This window comes from Rhodoferax ferrireducens T118, assembly GCF_000013605.1.
Taxonomy (GTDB): domain Bacteria; phylum Pseudomonadota; class Gammaproteobacteria; order Burkholderiales; family Burkholderiaceae_C; genus Rhodoferax; species Rhodoferax ferrireducens.
The window spans coordinates 3,709,134-3,725,899 of record NC_007908.1 but is presented as its reverse complement, the minus strand read 5'-3'; the positions used below and the strand labels follow the sequence as shown (position 1 = coordinate 3,725,899).

Below are 16,766 nucleotides of genomic sequence, written 5' to 3'. Positions count from 1 at the left end.
CCCCAAACCGGGGCAAAATGAGGCCGTATGGAAACCCTGAAATCAGAAATTTCGGCCGTGGCTGCACGCTTGGTGGTGGAGGAGGGGCTCGAGTACGGGCCAGCCAAGCGCCGCGCCGTCAAGCATATGGGTCTGCCGCTGCGCACCGCCGTGCCGGGCAATGACGAAATCGAAGATGCGGTGGTGGAGTACCTGTCAGTCTTCTGTGCCGACACCCAGCCCGGTGAGTTGTTGGCTTTGCGTCGCTTGGCCTTGGTCTGGATGGAACGTATGGCGGCGTTTCGGCCCTATTTGGGAGGAGCCGTGTGGCACGGCACAGCGACGCGATTGTCGGATATTTACATTCAGTTGTTTTGTGATGACAGTAAATCGGCGGAGATATCGCTCATTGACCATCAGGTGGACTACGTGCCGCGCACGGTCAGCGGTTTCAACGGTGCAGCGGTTGAGGCCTTGAGTGTGCATGCTTTTTGCCCCGACCTGAAGGAAGATGTGGGCGTTCACTTGTTGGTGTACGACCGCGACGACGTGCGGGGCGCGCTCAAACCTGATGCCAAAGGGCGCCCACCGCGTGGGGACTTGGTGGCGGTGCGGCGTCTGTTGCATGATCAGCGCCATGATTGAATCGCCCCTTTCTTCCGAACTCGCAGAAAACCGCTCAAGGACCCGTCGGCGCTGGTTGATGGGTGCGGTGGCCGGTGCCGCCGCTTTGGGAGGCGTTGGCTTGGCTTGGCGGACCTACGCGCCGCAGACGATGCCGCCGGCCGCCGACTCGGGACTTTGGCAACTGGAGTTCCCAGGACTCGATGGTGGCGTGTTCAGTATGGCTTCGTTGCGCGGCAAGCCTGTGCTGTTGAATTTCTGGGCCACCTGGTGCCCGCCTTGTGTGGAAGAACTACCGCTATTGAGCAGCTTCTATCAGGAGCATTCAGCCAAAGGATGGCAAATGCTTGGTTTGGCGGTGGATCAGTTGGAGCCGGTCAAGCGGTTTTTGGTGAAGACTCCGGTGACTTTTCCAGTCGTGCTGGCAGGAGTTCCCGGTGTTGAACTCAGCAAATCGCTCGGTAATTTGAGTGGTGGTTTGCCGTTCACTGTGGTGCTTGGATCAGATGGGGTGGTGGCGCATCGTAAAATAGGTCAAGTGTCGCCGGCGAATCTGTTGGCTTGGGCAACATTGAAATAGGTGCGAAGCGCAACAAACAGCCGTTGTTCAGCGGCTCGACGATGCCAATGGTCAATAGATTGATTGTCTAAATTTGACCGAAATTCTGCAAAATAAAAGAAGATAGCTGTACTTTGGCGAAATTTAAGGTAAATTCGCCGGTCATTATTTTAAATTCGTTGGAGATCTCATGGACCTTAGAAAATTGAAGACGCTGATTGACCTGGTGTCAGAGTCAAATGTCTCGGAGTTGGAGATCACAGAAGCCGAAGGCAAGGTTCGCATCGTCAAGGGCGGTGGCGCCATGGTTCTTCAGCAGTATGCGGCCCCCGCCGCTGCGCTGGCGCCTGTTGCAGTGGCGGCCCAGAGTCCTGCGCCTGCGGTTGCGCCCACCGTTGCTGTTCACACCGTCAAATCGCCGATGGTTGGGACTTTTTATCGGTCTGCGTCCCCGGGCGCCAAGGCTTTTGTTGAGATTGGGGATGCCATCAAAATCGGTGAAACCGTCTGCATTATTGAGGCCATGAAGATTCTCAATGAAATCGAAGCCGATAAATCGGGAACGGTGACGCAAATTCTTTGCGAGAACGGACAGGCCGTTGAGTACGGACAGCCCTTGTTTGTGATTGAGTGATGTAAAGCGGCCATTCCCATGTTCAAGAAAATCCTGGTTGCCAATCGGGGCGAAATTGCCCTCAGAATTCAACGTGCCTGTCGTGAGCTTGGTATCCAGGCGGTCATGGTCTATTCGGAGGCTGATCGCGAGGCCAAGTACGTCAAGTTGGCCGAAGAAGCCGTCTGCATCGGACCCGCGCAGTCGGCTCTGAGCTATCTGAATATGCCCGCCATCATTTCGGCCGCTGAAGTGACGGATGCCGAGGCGATCCATCCCGGTTACGGTTTTTTGAGCGAAAACGCTGATTTTGCCGAGCGGGTGGAGAAAAGTGGTTTTCAGTTTATTGGCCCGACACCCGAATCGATTCGCATGATGGGTGACAAGGTCTCTGCCAAGCAGGCGATGATCAAGGCGGGCGTTCCCTGTGTACCAGGTTCGGAAGGCGAGCTGCCCGATGATCCGGTGCAAGTTCGCCGTATTGCCAAGGCCGTGGGTTACCCGGTCATCATCAAGGCTGCGGGGGGCGGGGGTGGACGCGGTATGCGCGTGGTCCATACCGAAGCGGCTTTGCTCAATGCTGTCACCATGACCAAAGCCGAAGCCGGCGCCGCTTTTGGCAACCCGGCGGTGTATCTGGAGAAGTTTCTCCAGAACCCCAGGCATATTGAAATCCAGATTCTGGCGGACAAGTACAGGAACGCGGTGTACCTGGGTGAGCGAGATTGCTCGATGCAGCGGCGGCACCAAAAAGTGCTGGAAGAAGCGCCTGCGCCCGGTATTGCACGCAAGCTGATTGAACGTCTGGGCGATCGCTGCGTGTCAGCGTGCAAAAAAATTGGTTATCGCGGGGCCGGCACTTTCGAGTTTTTGTATGAAGACGGCGAGTTTTATTTCATCGAAATGAATACCCGCGTGCAGGTGGAGCACCCGGTCACGGAAATGATTACCGGGGTGGATATTGTCAAGACCCAGATCATGGTGGCGGCCGGTGAGAAGTTGCCGTTCACGCAACGCCAGATTGAGATTCGTGGACACGCCATTGAATGTCGTGTGAATGCTGAAGACCCCTTTAAATTCATTCCTTCACCTGGTCGAGTCACCATGTGGCACGCACCGGGCGGGCCAGGGGTGCGGGTGGACTCCCACATCTACACCAATTACTTCGTTCCCTCAAATTACGACTCGATGATTGGCAAGATCATTGTGCACGGCGACACACGTGAGCAGGCCTTGGCGCGTATGCGAACAGCCTTGGGTGAAACGGTGGTGGAGGGCATCAACACCAACATTGCGCTGCACCGTGAGTTGATGGTGGACGCGAAGTTCATGTCCGGTGGCACCAACATCCACTATCTTGAAGAATGGCTTGCCCAGCACACACGCTAGACTGAAACCTTGCGGGACAGGCCGCAGTATGGCGGCGCGAGCCAGCTCTATCCTCAACTAGCCTGAAACATTGCGGGACAGGCCGCAGTATTGCTGCGCGAACCAGCTCTGTCCTCAACTAATTAGGAAAGCATGTTTGAACTGACCTTGATGTGCCCGGAGAACCGGGTTGGGACCTTGAGTGACACGCTCGAAGCGCTGGACGCCTTGAGTGTCAGTATTGAGGATGCCGATGCCCAGACCGATGCCGAGCAGGCTTTGTTCGGAGAGCCTGGCATGCCGCCACCCAAAACGGGTTGGCAGCGCTCGCGGGTAAGCGCGTTGTATGCCTCTGAGGTGTTGGCGAAAGAAGCCTTGGACCTGTTGCAAGCGCAGGATTTTTTTGCGGACTGCCAACTGTTGGGTATGCAGGCCGTGGCGGAGCAGGATTGGGTGCGTTTGACCCAGTCCCAGTTCACGCCGGTGGAAATTACGCCAGAGTTCTGGATCGTGCCGACCTGGCACGAACCGCCCGCGCAGGCCCGCATTGTCATTCGTCTCGACCCGGGTTTGGCGTTTGGCACTGGCACCCACCCGACCACCCGCATGTGTTTGCGCTGGATTGCCCAGCGTGGTCACGGCGATGAATCCACAGTCAATCATGCGCTGGGCCGGGTGCTGGATTACGGTTGTGGCTCGGGCATTCTCGCCATCGGCGCGGCCAAGTATGGCGCCACTGACATTGACGCAGTTGATATTGATGATGCGGCGGTTGAATCGACCGTGCTGAATGCGCAGGCCAATCAGGTTCATCTGAAGGCCGGCTTCCCGGATGCCGCCACGGGTGTCTATCAAACCGTGTTGGCCAATATTCTGGCGACTCCCTTGAAGGTGCTGGCGCCCTTGTTGTGGTCGCATGTGGCGCCCGGCGGCTCGCTGGTATTGGCCGGCATTCTTGGCACCCAAGCTGATGAGCTGAAAGCGGCTTACGCACCCTATTGCCAATTGGTGATTTCGGATCAGCAAGAGGGCTGGATATTGATGACCGCGTCAAACTGAACTGTTCCGGGCACGGCTCTACAATTTTCAACCCATGAGCCTGATCACACGTTGCCCGTCCTGCCAGACCCTGTTCAAGGTCGTGCCAGACCAACTTCGGATTTCCGAAGGCTGGGTGAGGTGTGGCCAATGTGACGAAATATTCGACGCTGCGCTTCACCTGCTACAGGCGCCGCCTGCGCCGCAATTGCCATCAACTCAACAGCCGGAGTTGCCCGAGGCCCTGACCGCGGTGGATGCATCCGGGTTGCCTGTGGCCGAGGTCTCGCCGGTTGATGAAGGTTCGTCCGTTCCAATGCCTTTGGTGGAGGAACTCGATCGGTTGGATGAGTCTGTGCACCCTATGGACACCTCGGACTTAGCGCCGTCAGCCGTTTCAACAGCCATGGCAACCGGATATACGGCAGATGCCGGCCGAGACGCCGACGAAACCGACGTCCGTGATGAGCTAGACGAAGTCTCTTTCCTGCGGGACAGCAAGAGTGGCGTTTTCTGGCACAAGCCGATCATGCGTGCGACTTTGGTTTTGCTGAGTTTGGTATTGCTGCTCGGGCTGTTGGGACAAATTGTGTTGCATGAGCGCAATCGGATCGTGGCGCTGGAGCCTGGCTTGCGGCCCTTGTTGCTGGCCCTCTGTGCGCCTTTGAATTGCGTCGTGTCGCCGTTGCGACGTATTGAATCCATCGTGATTGACAGTTCGTCATTTAACAGACTGCAGGGCGATTCTTACCGTTTGAATTTCACAGTAAAAAATACAGCAGATATTTCACTGGCTGTGTCGGCCATTGAGCTGACGCTGACTGACTCACTGGATCAGCCAGTGGTGCGGCGGGTACTACTGCCCTCAGAACTCGGCCTTAAATCGGATGCGATGACTGCGGGCGCTGAGTGGCCGATTTCTCTGGCCCTGGAGATCAAGGCGGTGGGCACGTCTGATCGCATCGCAGGGTATCGTTTGCTGACTTTTTATCCCTGAGCTTGTTTCCCCCTTTTGCCGGGGGCAAAAAAAGGCCCGGGGCCTTGCGACACCGGGCTTGAAGAAAAACCAGCTTGGCTTTTCAGGGTTTGCTGCCCGATGGAAAAGGCCAGGCCGCTTGCGGGTTCAAGGTGGTCTGAGCCACAGGTGCCGCTGGAGCGCTTGCCTTCTTAGCCGGTGCAGCTTTCTTAGCCGGTGCAGCCTTCTTAGCCGGTGCAGCCTTCTTAGCCGGTGCAGCCTTCTTAGCCGGTGCAGCCTTCTTAGCCGGTGCAGCTTTCTTAGCTGGTGCAGCTTTCTTGGCTGGTGCAGCTTTCTTAGCCGGTGCAGCTTTCTTAGCCGGTGCAGCTTTCTTAGCCGGTGCAGCTTTCTTGGCCGGTGCAGCTTTCTTGGCCGGTGCAGCTTTCTTAGCCGGTGCAGCTTTCTTAGCCGGTGCAGCTTTCTTAGCCGGTGCAGCTTTCTTGGCTGGTGCAGCTTTCTTAGCCGGTGCAGCTTTCTTGGCTGGTGCAGCTTTCTTGGCTGGTGCAGCTTTCTTAGCCGGTGCAGCTTTCTTAGCCGGTGCAGCTTTCTTAGCCGGTGCAGCTTTCTTAGCCGGTGCAGCTTTCTTGGCTGGTGCAGCTTTCTTGGCTGGTGCAGCTTTCTTGGCTGGTGCAGCTTTCTTCACGGGAGCGGCCTTTTTTGCGACCGGTTTTTTTGCAGTTGCCATCATTGTTCTCCTTGATCAATTTACTAAGAGCACTTCATGCCAGTGCGCATGAAGCGATGCATGATGTTGGGCTCAAACCCAGCACTATGAACCAGGGTGCACAAATTACTGTTGCCTTCACGAGGGCAATCAGCAAGATGTGAAATCTTTGTTGTCATTTCTTAAAATTAATCCCAGGACAGCGCACCACCGGATTGATATTCAATCACGCGGGTCTCAAAAAAGTTGCGTTCTTTCTTGAGGTCAATCATTTCGCTCATCCACGGGAACGGATTCTCTTCATTGGGGAAAAGTGTCTCGAGACCGATCTGCGTGGCGCGGCGGTTGGCGATATAGCGCAAGTAGCCTTTGAACATGGACGCATTCATACCCAGCACGCCGCGAGGCATGGTGTCTTCAGCGTAGCGGTATTCCAGTTCGACAGCCTGCTCGAACAATGCCTTGATTTCAGCCTTGAACTCTGATGTCCACAACTGCGGGTTTTCAAGCTTGAGCTGGTTGATCAGGTCAATGCCAAAGTTGCAGTGCATGGACTCATCGCGCAGGATGTACTGGTACTGCTCGGCAGCTCCGGTCATTTTATTTTGACGCCCCAAAGCCAGAATTTGCGCAAAGCCAACATAGAAAAACAGCCCTTCCATCAGGCAGGCAAACACGATCAGCGACTTCAACAGGGTCTGGTCTGCCTCGTGAGTTCCGGTTTTGAATGCCGGATCCATGATGGCTTCAATGAAGGGGATCAAAAACTCGTCTTTGTCGCGGATGGACTGGACTTCGTTGTAGGCGTTGAAGATTTCACTTTCATCGAGACCCAAAGACTCCACGATGTACTGATAAGCATGGGTGTGAATGGCTTCTTCAAAGGCCTGACGCAACAAGAACTGCCGACACTCAGGCGCTGTGATATGGCGATAGGTGCCCAGCACAATGTTGTTGGCCGCCAGTGAGTCTGCGGTGACGAAAAAACCCAGATTGCGTTTGATGATGCGACGCTCGTCTTCAGTCAGCCCGTTGGGATCTTTCCACAGCGCAATGTCACGCGTCATGTTGACTTCTTGTGGCATCCAGTGGTTGGCGCAGCTGGAGAGATATTTCTCCCAAGCCCACTTGTACTTGAAGGGAACGAGCTGGTTGACGTCGGTCTTGCCATTGATGATTCGCTTGTCAGCGGCATTGACGCGGCGGGGGCTGATGGAAACTGCTGCACCGCGCTGGTTCGCTGTGACGGCTAGGGCTGGACGGGCCGCACCATCATGCAGCGAGTGAACCTCGGCAGATGCCAGCGACGGCTCCGTCGAGCGGCTGCTGGATGAGCCGCGTGTATGAGGCAATGGCGGTGTGGGCTTGACTTCTTCGTCCCAGGTCAACATAGATGATTCCAATCAGCAGATTATGAGAGCAGTGAAATGAAATGAAAAGTATTCATTCACATCGTCGCGCTATTGTGTTGATGAGTGTGGCGCAGCAACATCGCATCGCATCGCCACGATAGGGTGAGGGCATGAACCTCATTGACATGATTCGCAGGTTGGATCGTCAACGCCGCAAAATTTGATGTCGGTTGCAGGGCCGGATGCCATCTGCATTCTTGCCGTGGCCGCCGCAGCGTCCAGTGCACTCATGCTGGCACCGCCATGCGCCGACTCACTGCCTGAAGACACTGCATTCATGCGCCCGGCGGTGACGGTTGATTTCTCTGCATGGGTGGCCGACATGGTGCGCAGATAGTAGGTGGTCTTCAAGCCGCGAATCCAGGCCAGCTTGTACGTGTCATCGAGCTTTTTGCCCGAGGCGCCGCCCATGTAAATGTTGAGAGACTGGGCTTGGTCAATCCACTTTTGACGACGCGCGGCGGCTTCCACCAGCCAGCGTGTTTCAATCTCAAAGGCGGTGGCATACAGGGCCTTGACATCGGCCGGCACCCGGTCGATCGGATTCAAGGAACCATCAAAGTGTTTGAGGTCCATCACCATGACATCATCCCAAAGCCCCAGGCGCTTGAGGTCCTGCACCAGGTAGCTGTTGATGATGGTGAATTCACCCGACAGGTTGGACTTGACGGACAGATTGCCAAAGCAGGGTTCGATGGAGGCGTCAACACCGATGATGTTGGAGATGGTGGCCGTCGGTGCGATGGCGGTGCAGTTGGAGTTGCGCATGCCGTCCTTGGCAATCTTTTTACGCAGGGCTTCCCAATCCAGCGTGGAAGAGCGGTCCACTTCCACATAGCCACCACGTTCGCGCGCCAGCATGTCCAGCGTGTCGATCGGCAAAATGCCCTGGTCCCAAAGAGACCCCTTGTAACTGGTGTACTGACCCCGTTCACGCGCCAGCTCGGTGGACGCCCAATAGGCGTAATAGCAGATGGCTTCCATGGAGGTATCCGCAAATGCCACGGCCGCATCGCTGGCGTAGGGGATGCGCAGCTCATACAGACTGTCCTGGAACGCCATGACCCCCAAGCCCACCGGCCGATGCCGCATATTGGCGTCACGCGCCTTTTTCACGGCGTAGAAGTTGATGTCGATCACGTTGTCGAGCATGCGCATGGCGGTCGTGATCGTCTTTTGCAGCTTGGCATGATCGAGCACTTTGGCGCCGTCGGCCGAGCCTGCGGGAGCGTTCTTCAGGTGTTGCAGCAAGTTGACCGAGCCCAGATTACAGACTGCCGTCTCCGTGTCGCTGGTATTGAGGGTGATTTCGGTGCACAGGTTGCTGGAGTGAACCACCCCGACATGCTGTTGCGGCGAGCGGATATTGCAGGCGTCCTTGAACGTGATCCAGGGATGGCCGGTTTCAAACAGCATGGTGAGCATTTTTCGCCACAGGTCCGCCGCTTGCACCGTGCGCGCTGGCCTGATCTCGCCGCGTGCTGCTTTTTCTTCGTAAGCGACGTAGGCCTTTTCGAAGTCGGCGCCAAACTTGTCGTGCAGGTCCGGCACATTGTTTGGCGAGAACAGGGTCCATTGGCCTTTTTCCATGACACGACGCATGAACAGGTCGGGCACCCAGTTGGCCGTGTTCATGTCATGGGTGCGACGGCGGTCATCGCCGGTGTTTTTGCGCAACTCCAGGAACTCTTCAATGTCGAGATGCCAGGTTTCCAGATAGGTGCAAACCGCCCCTTTGCGCTTGCCGCCCTGATTGACCGCCACCGCCGTGTCGTTGACGACTTTCAGGAAGGGAACCACGCCTTGCGATTCGCCGTTGGTGCCCTTGATGTGCGCACCGAGGGCCCGCACCCGCGTCCAGTCGTTGCCCAGGCCGCCCGCGAACTTGGACAGCAGGGCGTTTTCTTTGATGGACTCATAAATACCGTCCAGATCGTCAGGCACGGTGGTCAGATAGCAGCTCGACAACTGCGAGCGCAAGGTGCCACTGTTGAACAGTGTGGGTGTGCTGGACATGAAATCGAAAGAAGACAGGACTTCGTAGAACTCGATGGCGCGCGCTTCGCGGTCGATCTCGCCCAGCGACAGACCCATGGCCACGCGCATGAAAAAAGCCTGTGGCAATTCAATGCGTGCCTTGCCCACGTGCAAAAAATAGCGGTCGTACAGGGTTTGCAGCCCCAGGTAATCAAACTTCAGATCGCGTTCGGCCTTCAGCGCGGCTCCCAGTCGTTGCAGGTCAAACTGCTGCAGCCGTTCGTCGAGCAATTCGTGGTCAATTCCCTTTTTGATAAATTGGGGAAAGTAATCGACATAGGCTTGTGCCATGTCGGCCTGCACCACATCCCGGCCCAGGACTTCGTTGGCGATAGTGTGAAACAACAAACGGGCGGTGGCATAGGTGTAATCGGGGTCCTTCTCGATCAGCGTGCGTGCAGCCAGGATGGAGGCCTTGTACACCTCCTCCATCGGGACGCCGTCGTACAGGTTGCGCATCGTCTCTGCCAGGATCGGCTCAGGCTTGATGTCGGCACCCAAGCCGGCGCAGGCCGACTCGATGATGCCTTTTAGGCGCGCCAGGTCAAGCACGATGCGCCCACCCTTGTCCACGACATGCAACAGGGGTGCTGTGGCTGCTGTGGCGATCAATTGTTGGGCCCGCTCCTGCGTGCGCTTTTCCCGATACAGAACATAGGCACGAGCCACTTCATGATGACCACCACGCATCAAGCCCAGCTCCACCTGGTCCTGCACATCCTCGATGTGAAACGTGCCCCCGGCCGGACGCGAGCGCATCAGGGCGTGGATCACACCCTGCGTCAAGCCGTCGACCGATTCACGCACGCTGGCCGAGGCGGCACCTTGTGTGCCATGCACCGCCAGAAAAGCCTTCATCATGGCAACGGCGATCTTGTTGGGCTCAAAAGGCACCACCGCGCCGTTACGGCGGATGATCTGGTACTGGCTCAGTGAATGGGCCGCGGTGTCGTCGATGCCGTCCATACGGTGCACGGCAGGAACATCGGAGTGGCGGGCGGGTGATGGGTTTGAAACAGTCTGCATTTTGTCCTCGTCTGTCACTGTGTTTTAGGTGGGGGCGGTGCCTCAGTGGGCAGAACCTGATCCCGAGATATAGGTTTGCTTCGGTTTTGCAGAACACTATATATAGGGGTAACGTCATCATAAACCACTACCGGTAGTGGTCATGTGAAAAGACCCTACTTAATTGAGGACAATAATCAGCAAAGACTTTTCAGTAAAACACTGGCTGGGAAAAATTTGGAGGACAAGCCCAACGCCTGCTGCAGCAGGGCCCAGTCGAAGCCACTTCCCGGGTCGGTTTTCCGTCCTGGTGCGATATGTTCGTGTCCGGCAACCTGTGTGATGGGGTAGCGTTGGAGAATGGCCGCGCACAGGCTCACCAGTGTTTCGTATTGACGTTCATCGAAGGGGGCGTCGTCAACCCCCTCCAGCTCGATGCCAATGGCGTTGTTATTGCAATCGCTGCGTCCCCGGTAACTCGACACGCCCGCATGCCAGGCGCGCTGGTCGCAACTGACAAACTGCTGCAGTTCACCCTGGCGACGGATGTAAAAGTGGGACGACACCTGCATGCCCTCGATCCGTTTGAAGTAGGGATGTGCGTTCCAGTCCAGCTGGTTGGTAAACAGGCGCTGTACCTCGTCACCGCCATACTGGCCAGGGGGCAGACTGATGCAATGCAGCACGATCAGGTCAATCTCGGCCTGACTCGGCCGGGGGCCGTAATTGGGTGAGGTCAGTCGACCCGCAAATTGGTACCAACCCTCGCGCCAAAGCGGCGAATCGTCCTGTGCCTTAAAGGGACTCATCGGACAATTCGCCGCTGTGCGGGGTAACAATATTCAATCTGGCAATGCGATAACCCATTTGGCGCTGGCTCAAACCGAGCCGGGCCGCTGCGGCGGTGCGATTGAAGCCGGTTTCACGCAGAGCCTGAATCAGGATGTCGCGTTCCTGAGTGTCGAGATGGCTTTGCAAGTCGCTGGGGATGGTGGTTTGATCATCGTCCAGCGGTGTCGGGCCGCTATCCAGAAAAGAGGCGTCCTGGGTCAGCGGCTGCCGAGCGGTGAGTTCAAGCTGGAGTTCATCGCCGTCACTCAAGGCGACGGCGCGCTGCAACAGATTCTCCAGCTCGCGCACGTTGCCGGGCAGCGGGTCTTGGGAGAGCTGTTCAAGTCCCGCTTTGGAGAGTGTCGGCACCGGAATGCCCGCCTCAAACGCGATCCGGCGCAGCAAGGTCTGGCACAGCGCAGGCAAGTCTTCCCGGCGTTCGCGCAATGGTGCAATCTCAATTTCAATGACATCCAGACGGTAATACAAATCCTGCCGAAAGCGGCCCGCCAACACTTCCAGACTCAGGTCTTTGTGCGTGGCGCTGATGATGCGGACATCGACCGGTTCTTCCTGGGACGACCCGATCGGGCGGATACAACGCTCCTGGATGGCCCGCAGCAACTTTGACTGCATCGACAGGGGCAGGTCGCCAATTTCATCGAGAAACAAGGTGCCACCGCTTGCGGCCTGGAAGAAGCCAACGCGGTCCTGGGTTGATCCTGTGTAGGCGCCTTTCTTTGAGCCAAAAAATTCGGCTTCGAGCAGACTCTCGGGAATCGCGCTGCAGTTCACCGCGACCCAGGCGCTGCCGGTGCGGTGACTGTTGGCATGAATGGCACGCGCCACCAGTTCCTTGCCGGTGCCGGACTCGCCATGCACCAACACGGGTGCCATGCTGCGTGCCACCTTGACGATGCGCTCCTTGACCCGCCTCATGCTGTCTGATTCCCCCACCAGCCGCTGCAACACGGCATCGCTGCTCTCAGGGAGTGGCGAGCCGGCGCGACCGACCGCGGTTGGCCGCGGAGCCGGGTCTTGCACGGCAGAGGCGATGACGGATCGAAACTGCTTGAGATCAACCGGCTTGGTCAGATAGTCAAACGCGCCCGTCTTGAGTGACTCGACGGCATTTTCTGCCGAGCCATAGGCTGTGATGACGACGCATCGCTCCGGGCGCTGTTGCGCCCGCAGTTGCTGGATCAGTTCCAGGCCCAGACCATCAGGCAGGCGCATGTCGGTAATCACAACGTCAAAGCGGCGCTCGCCCAGATGCTGCAAGGCCTCAGCCAGGTTGCCGGCTGTTTCCACCCTGTAACCCTCGCGCAACAGTGTCAACTCGTACAGCGTGCGCAAGTCGGGCTCGTCATCGACGACCAGAATCCGGGCATTGCTCAGCGTTGTGTTTGATGCCATGGTGTGTCCGGTGTGTGCTTGTGGGTCATCTGGGCGCTGCTCGTTGCGGACCGAGTCCGCAAGGTCACCAGGAACTCATTGCCATCAACAGGCTTGCCAGTCATGGTTCGCCGGGTCCGGTCGTAGGCAATAGTGGCACCATGCCCCTCGCACAACTCCCGGCAAATATAAAGGCCCAGGCCGCTGGAGCGGCTTTCTGACGAAAAAAATGGTTCAAACAGATGGCGCTCCACCGATTGATCCATGGGCTGGCCGTCGCTCCACACACTCAGAGTGCAATGCTCAAGGGTCGTCGGTCTGACCGATACCTGAATCGCGTTAAGTTGGTGACTTGCGTAGCGCCGTGCATTGTCAAGCAGGTTGACCAGAATCCGGCGCAGATGCTCGGACTCAAACTTCACCTCGATCAAGCCGGGGGGCAGTTGGACGCTGAGCAGGTGCTCGCTGGCTGTCTGGTTTTGCCAGTCACGACAAATTCTTTCGACCGATTCCTTCAAGTCCAGTGCCGGCGTTGAGTTGACACTTTCAAGCTGCTGCACGCGGGAGACATTGAGAATGTCTTCCACAATTTTCTCCAGCCGTTTGGCGTTCTGCTGCACCATCCGGGTGAGCTGTTTGTGTTTGGGGTCGATCAGGTCTTCGTCGAGCAGCGCATTGGCCTGGGTGATGGCTGCCAGCGGGTTGCGAATTTCGTGCGCCACCGCAGTGGACATGCGGCCCATACTGGCCAGTTTTTCGGTTCGTATCCGCGCCTGCATCTCGCGCTGATCCTGGACGAACATGACACACAGCCGCTCGTCATCCCCTGCCTGCGTGGCCGTTAGCTGGGTGCGTACCTGTATATGCCTTGGACCTTGACCGGCCGGATGAATGGTGACATCGGCCTGCTGGGCGGCATGCCCGGAAAAACTGCGCTGCATCAAATCAACCAGGCACTGCCATTCAATCATCGCGTTGAGATTAAAAGACCTATCCCCCGGCTTGTGCCCAAACCCCAGCAGCTGGCGGGCTGCCGGGTTGGCGGCACGCACGATGCCGCGCCGATCGACCACCAGGATGCCTTCGGTCAAAGATTCAATCACCAGCTCGTTGACCCGTCTCTGTACCCGCGCGGCCAACTGGCTGCGTTGCGCCCGCAGCTCAACATTGACCAGACGGGTCGCAATCTGGCTGGCCAGAAACGAAATGACAAAACAGCCTGCACCCGTCAGCGCCGCCTGCAAAAAATGGGCGGCCATCTCCCCGGGTGCTTGAATGGACATCCAACTGGCATAGCCAAACAACAACAAGGTCACGCCCGCCGCCGTGCCCATGGCCACCAGCAGCGAGCCCAGAATGGAGGCCATCAGAATCGGCAGGGCGAACAGGGGCGCGTAGTTGATGCTGCTGCCCTGCACCCATTGCAGGGCGGTAAAAGCCAGCAGATCAACACCAATTGTGCTGATCCACTGGACGTCAAACGTCCGCCCCAGTTGGCGCGGATGCGCCAGCAGGCGCACCGCCAGCGCAGCGGCGAAATAGCCGGTACAAATCAGGAGCAAGGCGCTGTCTTTGGAGGCTCCCAACACATAGATGCTGCCTTGAAGCAACATCAGCACCACACCCAGAGTGACGCGGGCGGTCATGAAGCCGCGCCAAAGCCGCTGAAATTCTTCGGGCTTGTCGACCTTTTCTACGCCGGGTTCAAGCAGTGAAGGACCAAACCAGGAGTGTGTGTCTGGCGGTGGGGTCATTCAAGGCTCCGCGCGCTGGCGATGATCTGCGCTGCAGTACCAGCCCTTCTTGCCCTGAACGCCATCGGTTGCCGGAAAATGGACAGAACACAGTTTGCAGCGCACCATGTCCAGCGGCGGTGGCTCAACTTTTGTTTTTTCACGATGCAGGCGCGGGTCAGACTGCCGGTTGGAGCGCCACAGCCAGACGCCTGCCAGCACCACCACCAGGATAAGTAACAGCTTCATAGCGCGCGTCCGAGCACAATCTCCATGACGAAGCGCGAGCCCACGTAAGCCAGCAGCAGAAACCCGGCGCCGATATACAAGACCCGTACCGCGCGCTTGCCACGCCAGCCAAATCGGGCGCGGCCAATAAGTAAAACGGCAAAGATCAGCCACGACAGCACGGAAAACGCCGTCTTGTGGTCCCATTTCAGGGGCGTCGCCGAACCATAAAGTTGCTTTTCAAACACGAGGCCCAGTACCAAGGTTGCCGACAGCAGCAAGAAACCTGCACTCACGAACCTGAAGGTCAGGCGCTCCATGGTCAGCAGCGGCATACCGATGTGGGCGTCAGCCGCCAGGCGAATGCGCTCTTCGCTGCGGCTCATGAACCACGCGTGCACCACGGCGGTGCCAAATAGACCATAAGACGCGATGCCCAGCGCCCAGTGCACCGGCAGCCAGGGCGAGGCATTCGCATGCAACAGATTACCTGGGAAGAAGGCCGCCAGCAGCACCACGATGGCGCCGAGCGTGGACAGGGCCCAGCGCGTTTGCAACAGTGGATAGACACGGCTCTCAATGGCGTAGACGGCGGCCACCAGCCAGGCGGTGACTGACAAAGCTGGCGCAAAGCCGAAGCGGGGCGCCTCACCGAACAGGCTCCAGGCCAACATCACGCCATGCAGAAGCCAGCCCAGCCTGACTGCAGCCCGTGCCACACCGGTGCCCAGACGGGCGGCGCCGAAGGCCGACACGCCATAGGCTACAGCAGCGCCAAGCGCCAACGTCAGACTCAAGGGGGAAGCACTGGCTAAAATCATGGCTACAGTTTAGCGTTTTGCATACGGCCCTTGTCTTCTGGCCCCCAACCTAGGTTCCGTCAATCGGAATACCCCATATGGCCTCCGCTCTCTCCGACAAACTCTCGCGCCTCGTCAAAGAAATTCGAGGCCAGGCGCGCATCACCGAAGCCAATGTGACCGACATGCTGCGTGAGGTGCGCATGGCCCTGCTGGAGGCCGACGTGGCCTTGCCCGTGGTGCGCGACTTTATTGCCCGCGTCAAGGAAAAGGCGCTGGGCCAGGACGTGCTGGGCTCGCTTTCGCCGGGCCAGGCGCTGGTCAGTATTGTCAACCGGGAGCTCTCTAGCACCATGGGCGAGGGCGTGAGCGACATCAATCTGGCCGCACAACCTCCGGCGGTCATTTTGATGGCGGGCTTGCAAGGTGCCGGCAAAACCACCACCACCGCCAAGTTGGCCAAACACCTGATCGAAAAACGCAAGAAGAAGGTGTTGACGGTCTCGGGCGACGTCTACCGACCGGCGGCGATTGAACAGTTAAAAATGGTGACGGCGCAGGCCGGTGCCGAGTGGTTTCCCAGCTCGCCGGATCAAAAACCGGTGGCCATTGCGCTGGCGGCGCTGGACTATGCGCGCAAACATTTCTTTGACGTGCTGCTGGTGGACACGGCCGGTCGCCTGGCCATTGATGAAGCGCTGATGCAGGAAATCAAGGCCCTGCATGCGGCCCTGAACCCGGTGGAAACCCTGTTTGTGGTCGACGCCATGCAGGGCCAGGATGCGGTCAACACGGCCAAGGCATTTAAAGACGCGTTGCCCTTGACCGGCATCATCCTGACCAAGCTCGACGGTGATTCACGCGGCGGCGCGGCGCTGTCGGTGCGCCAGGTCACCGGCGCACCGATCAAGTTTGCCGGTACCAGCGAAAAGCTCGACGGCCTGGAAGTGTTTGACGCCGAGCGCCACGCCGGGCGCATCCTGGGCATGGGCGACATTCTGGCGCTGGTGGAGCAGGTCACCTCCGGTGTCGATATGGCCGCAGCGCAAAAGCTGGCGGCCAAGGTCAAAAGCGGCGGCGGTTTTGATTTAAATGACTTTCTGGCCCAGATTCAGCAAATGAAGCAGATGGGGGGCCTGTCCAGTCTGATGGACAAGTTACCCGCCTCCATGGCCGCGAAAGCCGGTCAAATGGACATGGGCCGGGTTGAAAAAGACATTCAGCGCAAGCAAGGCATCATCCACAGCATGACGCCGCTGGAGCGGCGCAAACCCGAGCTCATCAAGGCCACCCGCAAACGCCGCATTGCCGCTGGCGCGGGCGTGCAGGTGCAGGAAGTCAACCGCATGCTCAAGGAGTTCGAGCAGATGCAGGACATGATGAAAAAGATGAAGGGCGGCGGCATGATGAAAATGATGAAGCGCATGGGCGGCATGAAGGGCATGCCGAAGATGCCGTTCTGAGA

General features: G+C 57.9%; 15 protein-coding genes. 7 read left to right on the top strand and 8 right to left on the bottom strand.

Annotated features, from left to right (window positions below; translation table 11 throughout):
• Window positions 1-27 precede the first annotated feature (27 nt).
• The 6 genes from RFER_RS16985 to RFER_RS16960 all read left to right on the top strand — a co-directional run bounded on the left by RFER_RS16985 (window position 28) and on the right by RFER_RS16960 (window position 5,178).
• Window positions 28-624, top strand: coding sequence for a hypothetical protein (locus RFER_RS16985; RefSeq protein ID WP_011465627.1), 597 nt, complete (start codon window positions 28-30; stop codon window positions 622-624).
• A complete protein-coding gene (locus RFER_RS16980; RefSeq protein ID WP_011465626.1) occupies window positions 617-1,183 on the top strand; it encodes a TlpA disulfide reductase family protein in 567 nt (188 codons plus the stop codon). Before RFER_RS16985 ends, RFER_RS16980 begins: the two co-directional genes overlap by 8 nt.
• Before the next feature lie 169 nt (window positions 1,184-1,352).
• Window positions 1,353-1,796, top strand: coding sequence for an acetyl-CoA carboxylase biotin carboxyl carrier protein (gene accB, locus RFER_RS16975; protein ID WP_011465625.1), 444 nt, complete (start codon window positions 1,353-1,355; stop codon window positions 1,794-1,796).
• An 18-nt stretch (window positions 1,797-1,814) separates the two neighbouring features.
• Window positions 1,815-3,164, top strand: a complete 1,350-nt coding sequence (gene accC, locus RFER_RS16970; protein ID WP_011465624.1) for an acetyl-CoA carboxylase biotin carboxylase subunit — start codon at window positions 1,815-1,817, stop codon at window positions 3,162-3,164.
• A 132-nt stretch (window positions 3,165-3,296) separates the two neighbouring features.
• The gene (prmA, locus tag RFER_RS16965) at window positions 3,297-4,202 is read left to right on the top strand and encodes a 50S ribosomal protein L11 methyltransferase (protein WP_011465623.1); all 906 of its coding nucleotides are present in this window, start codon (window positions 3,297-3,299) and stop codon (window positions 4,200-4,202) included.
• Window positions 4,203-4,236: 34 nt separating this feature from the next.
• Window positions 4,237-5,178: a zinc-ribbon and DUF3426 domain-containing protein gene (locus RFER_RS16960; RefSeq protein ID WP_011465622.1), complete on the top strand. Its 942-nt coding sequence runs from the start codon at window positions 4,237-4,239 to the stop codon at window positions 5,176-5,178.
• Window positions 5,179-5,260: 82 nt separating this feature from the next.
• Here the strand turns inward: RFER_RS16960 and RFER_RS23565 are convergent, their stop codons facing one another.
• From RFER_RS23565 to RFER_RS16920, 8 genes are all read right to left on the bottom strand, one after another.
• The gene (locus tag RFER_RS23565) at window positions 5,261-5,881 is read right to left on the bottom strand and encodes a hypothetical protein (protein ID WP_041792696.1); all 621 of its coding nucleotides are present in this window, start codon (window positions 5,879-5,881) and stop codon (window positions 5,261-5,263) included.
• A gap of 167 nt (window positions 5,882-6,048) precedes the next feature.
• A complete protein-coding gene (locus RFER_RS16950; RefSeq protein WP_011465620.1) occupies window positions 6,049-7,251 on the bottom strand; it encodes a ribonucleotide-diphosphate reductase subunit beta in 1,203 nt (400 codons plus the stop codon).
• A 138-nt stretch (window positions 7,252-7,389) separates the two neighbouring features.
• Window positions 7,390-10,275, bottom strand: a complete 2,886-nt coding sequence (locus RFER_RS16945) for a ribonucleoside-diphosphate reductase subunit alpha (protein ID WP_244095893.1) — start codon at window positions 10,273-10,275, stop codon at window positions 7,390-7,392.
• Window positions 10,276-10,511: 236 nt separating this feature from the next.
• A complete protein-coding gene (gene ampD / locus RFER_RS16940) occupies window positions 10,512-11,123 on the bottom strand; it encodes a 1,6-anhydro-N-acetylmuramyl-L-alanine amidase AmpD (protein ID WP_011465618.1) in 612 nt (203 codons plus the stop codon).
• On the bottom strand, window positions 11,110-12,561 hold the full coding sequence (locus tag RFER_RS16935) for a sigma-54-dependent transcriptional regulator (RefSeq protein WP_011465617.1): 1,452 nt from the start codon (window positions 12,559-12,561) through the stop codon (window positions 11,110-11,112). Before RFER_RS16935 ends, ampD begins: the two co-directional genes overlap by 14 nt.
• Window positions 12,540-14,294: a sensor histidine kinase gene (locus RFER_RS16930; RefSeq protein ID WP_011465616.1), complete on the bottom strand. Its 1,755-nt coding sequence runs from the start codon at window positions 14,292-14,294 to the stop codon at window positions 12,540-12,542. The genes RFER_RS16935 and RFER_RS16930 overlap by 22 nt, the downstream gene beginning before the upstream one ends.
• Window positions 14,295-14,522: a PP0621 family protein gene (locus tag RFER_RS16925; protein ID WP_041790910.1), complete on the bottom strand. Its 228-nt coding sequence runs from the start codon at window positions 14,520-14,522 to the stop codon at window positions 14,295-14,297. It lies immediately after the preceding gene.
• A complete protein-coding gene (locus tag RFER_RS16920) occupies window positions 14,519-15,322 on the bottom strand; it encodes a cytochrome C assembly family protein (RefSeq protein ID WP_011465615.1) in 804 nt (267 codons plus the stop codon). The genes RFER_RS16925 and RFER_RS16920 overlap by 4 nt, the downstream gene beginning before the upstream one ends.
• Before the next feature lie 77 nt (window positions 15,323-15,399).
• On the opposite strand from RFER_RS16920, the gene ffh reads away from it, so the two are divergent.
• On the top strand, window positions 15,400-16,764 hold the full coding sequence (ffh, locus tag RFER_RS16915) for a signal recognition particle protein (protein ID WP_011465614.1): 1,365 nt from the start codon (window positions 15,400-15,402) through the stop codon (window positions 16,762-16,764).
• Window positions 16,765-16,766: the final 2 nt, after the last annotated feature.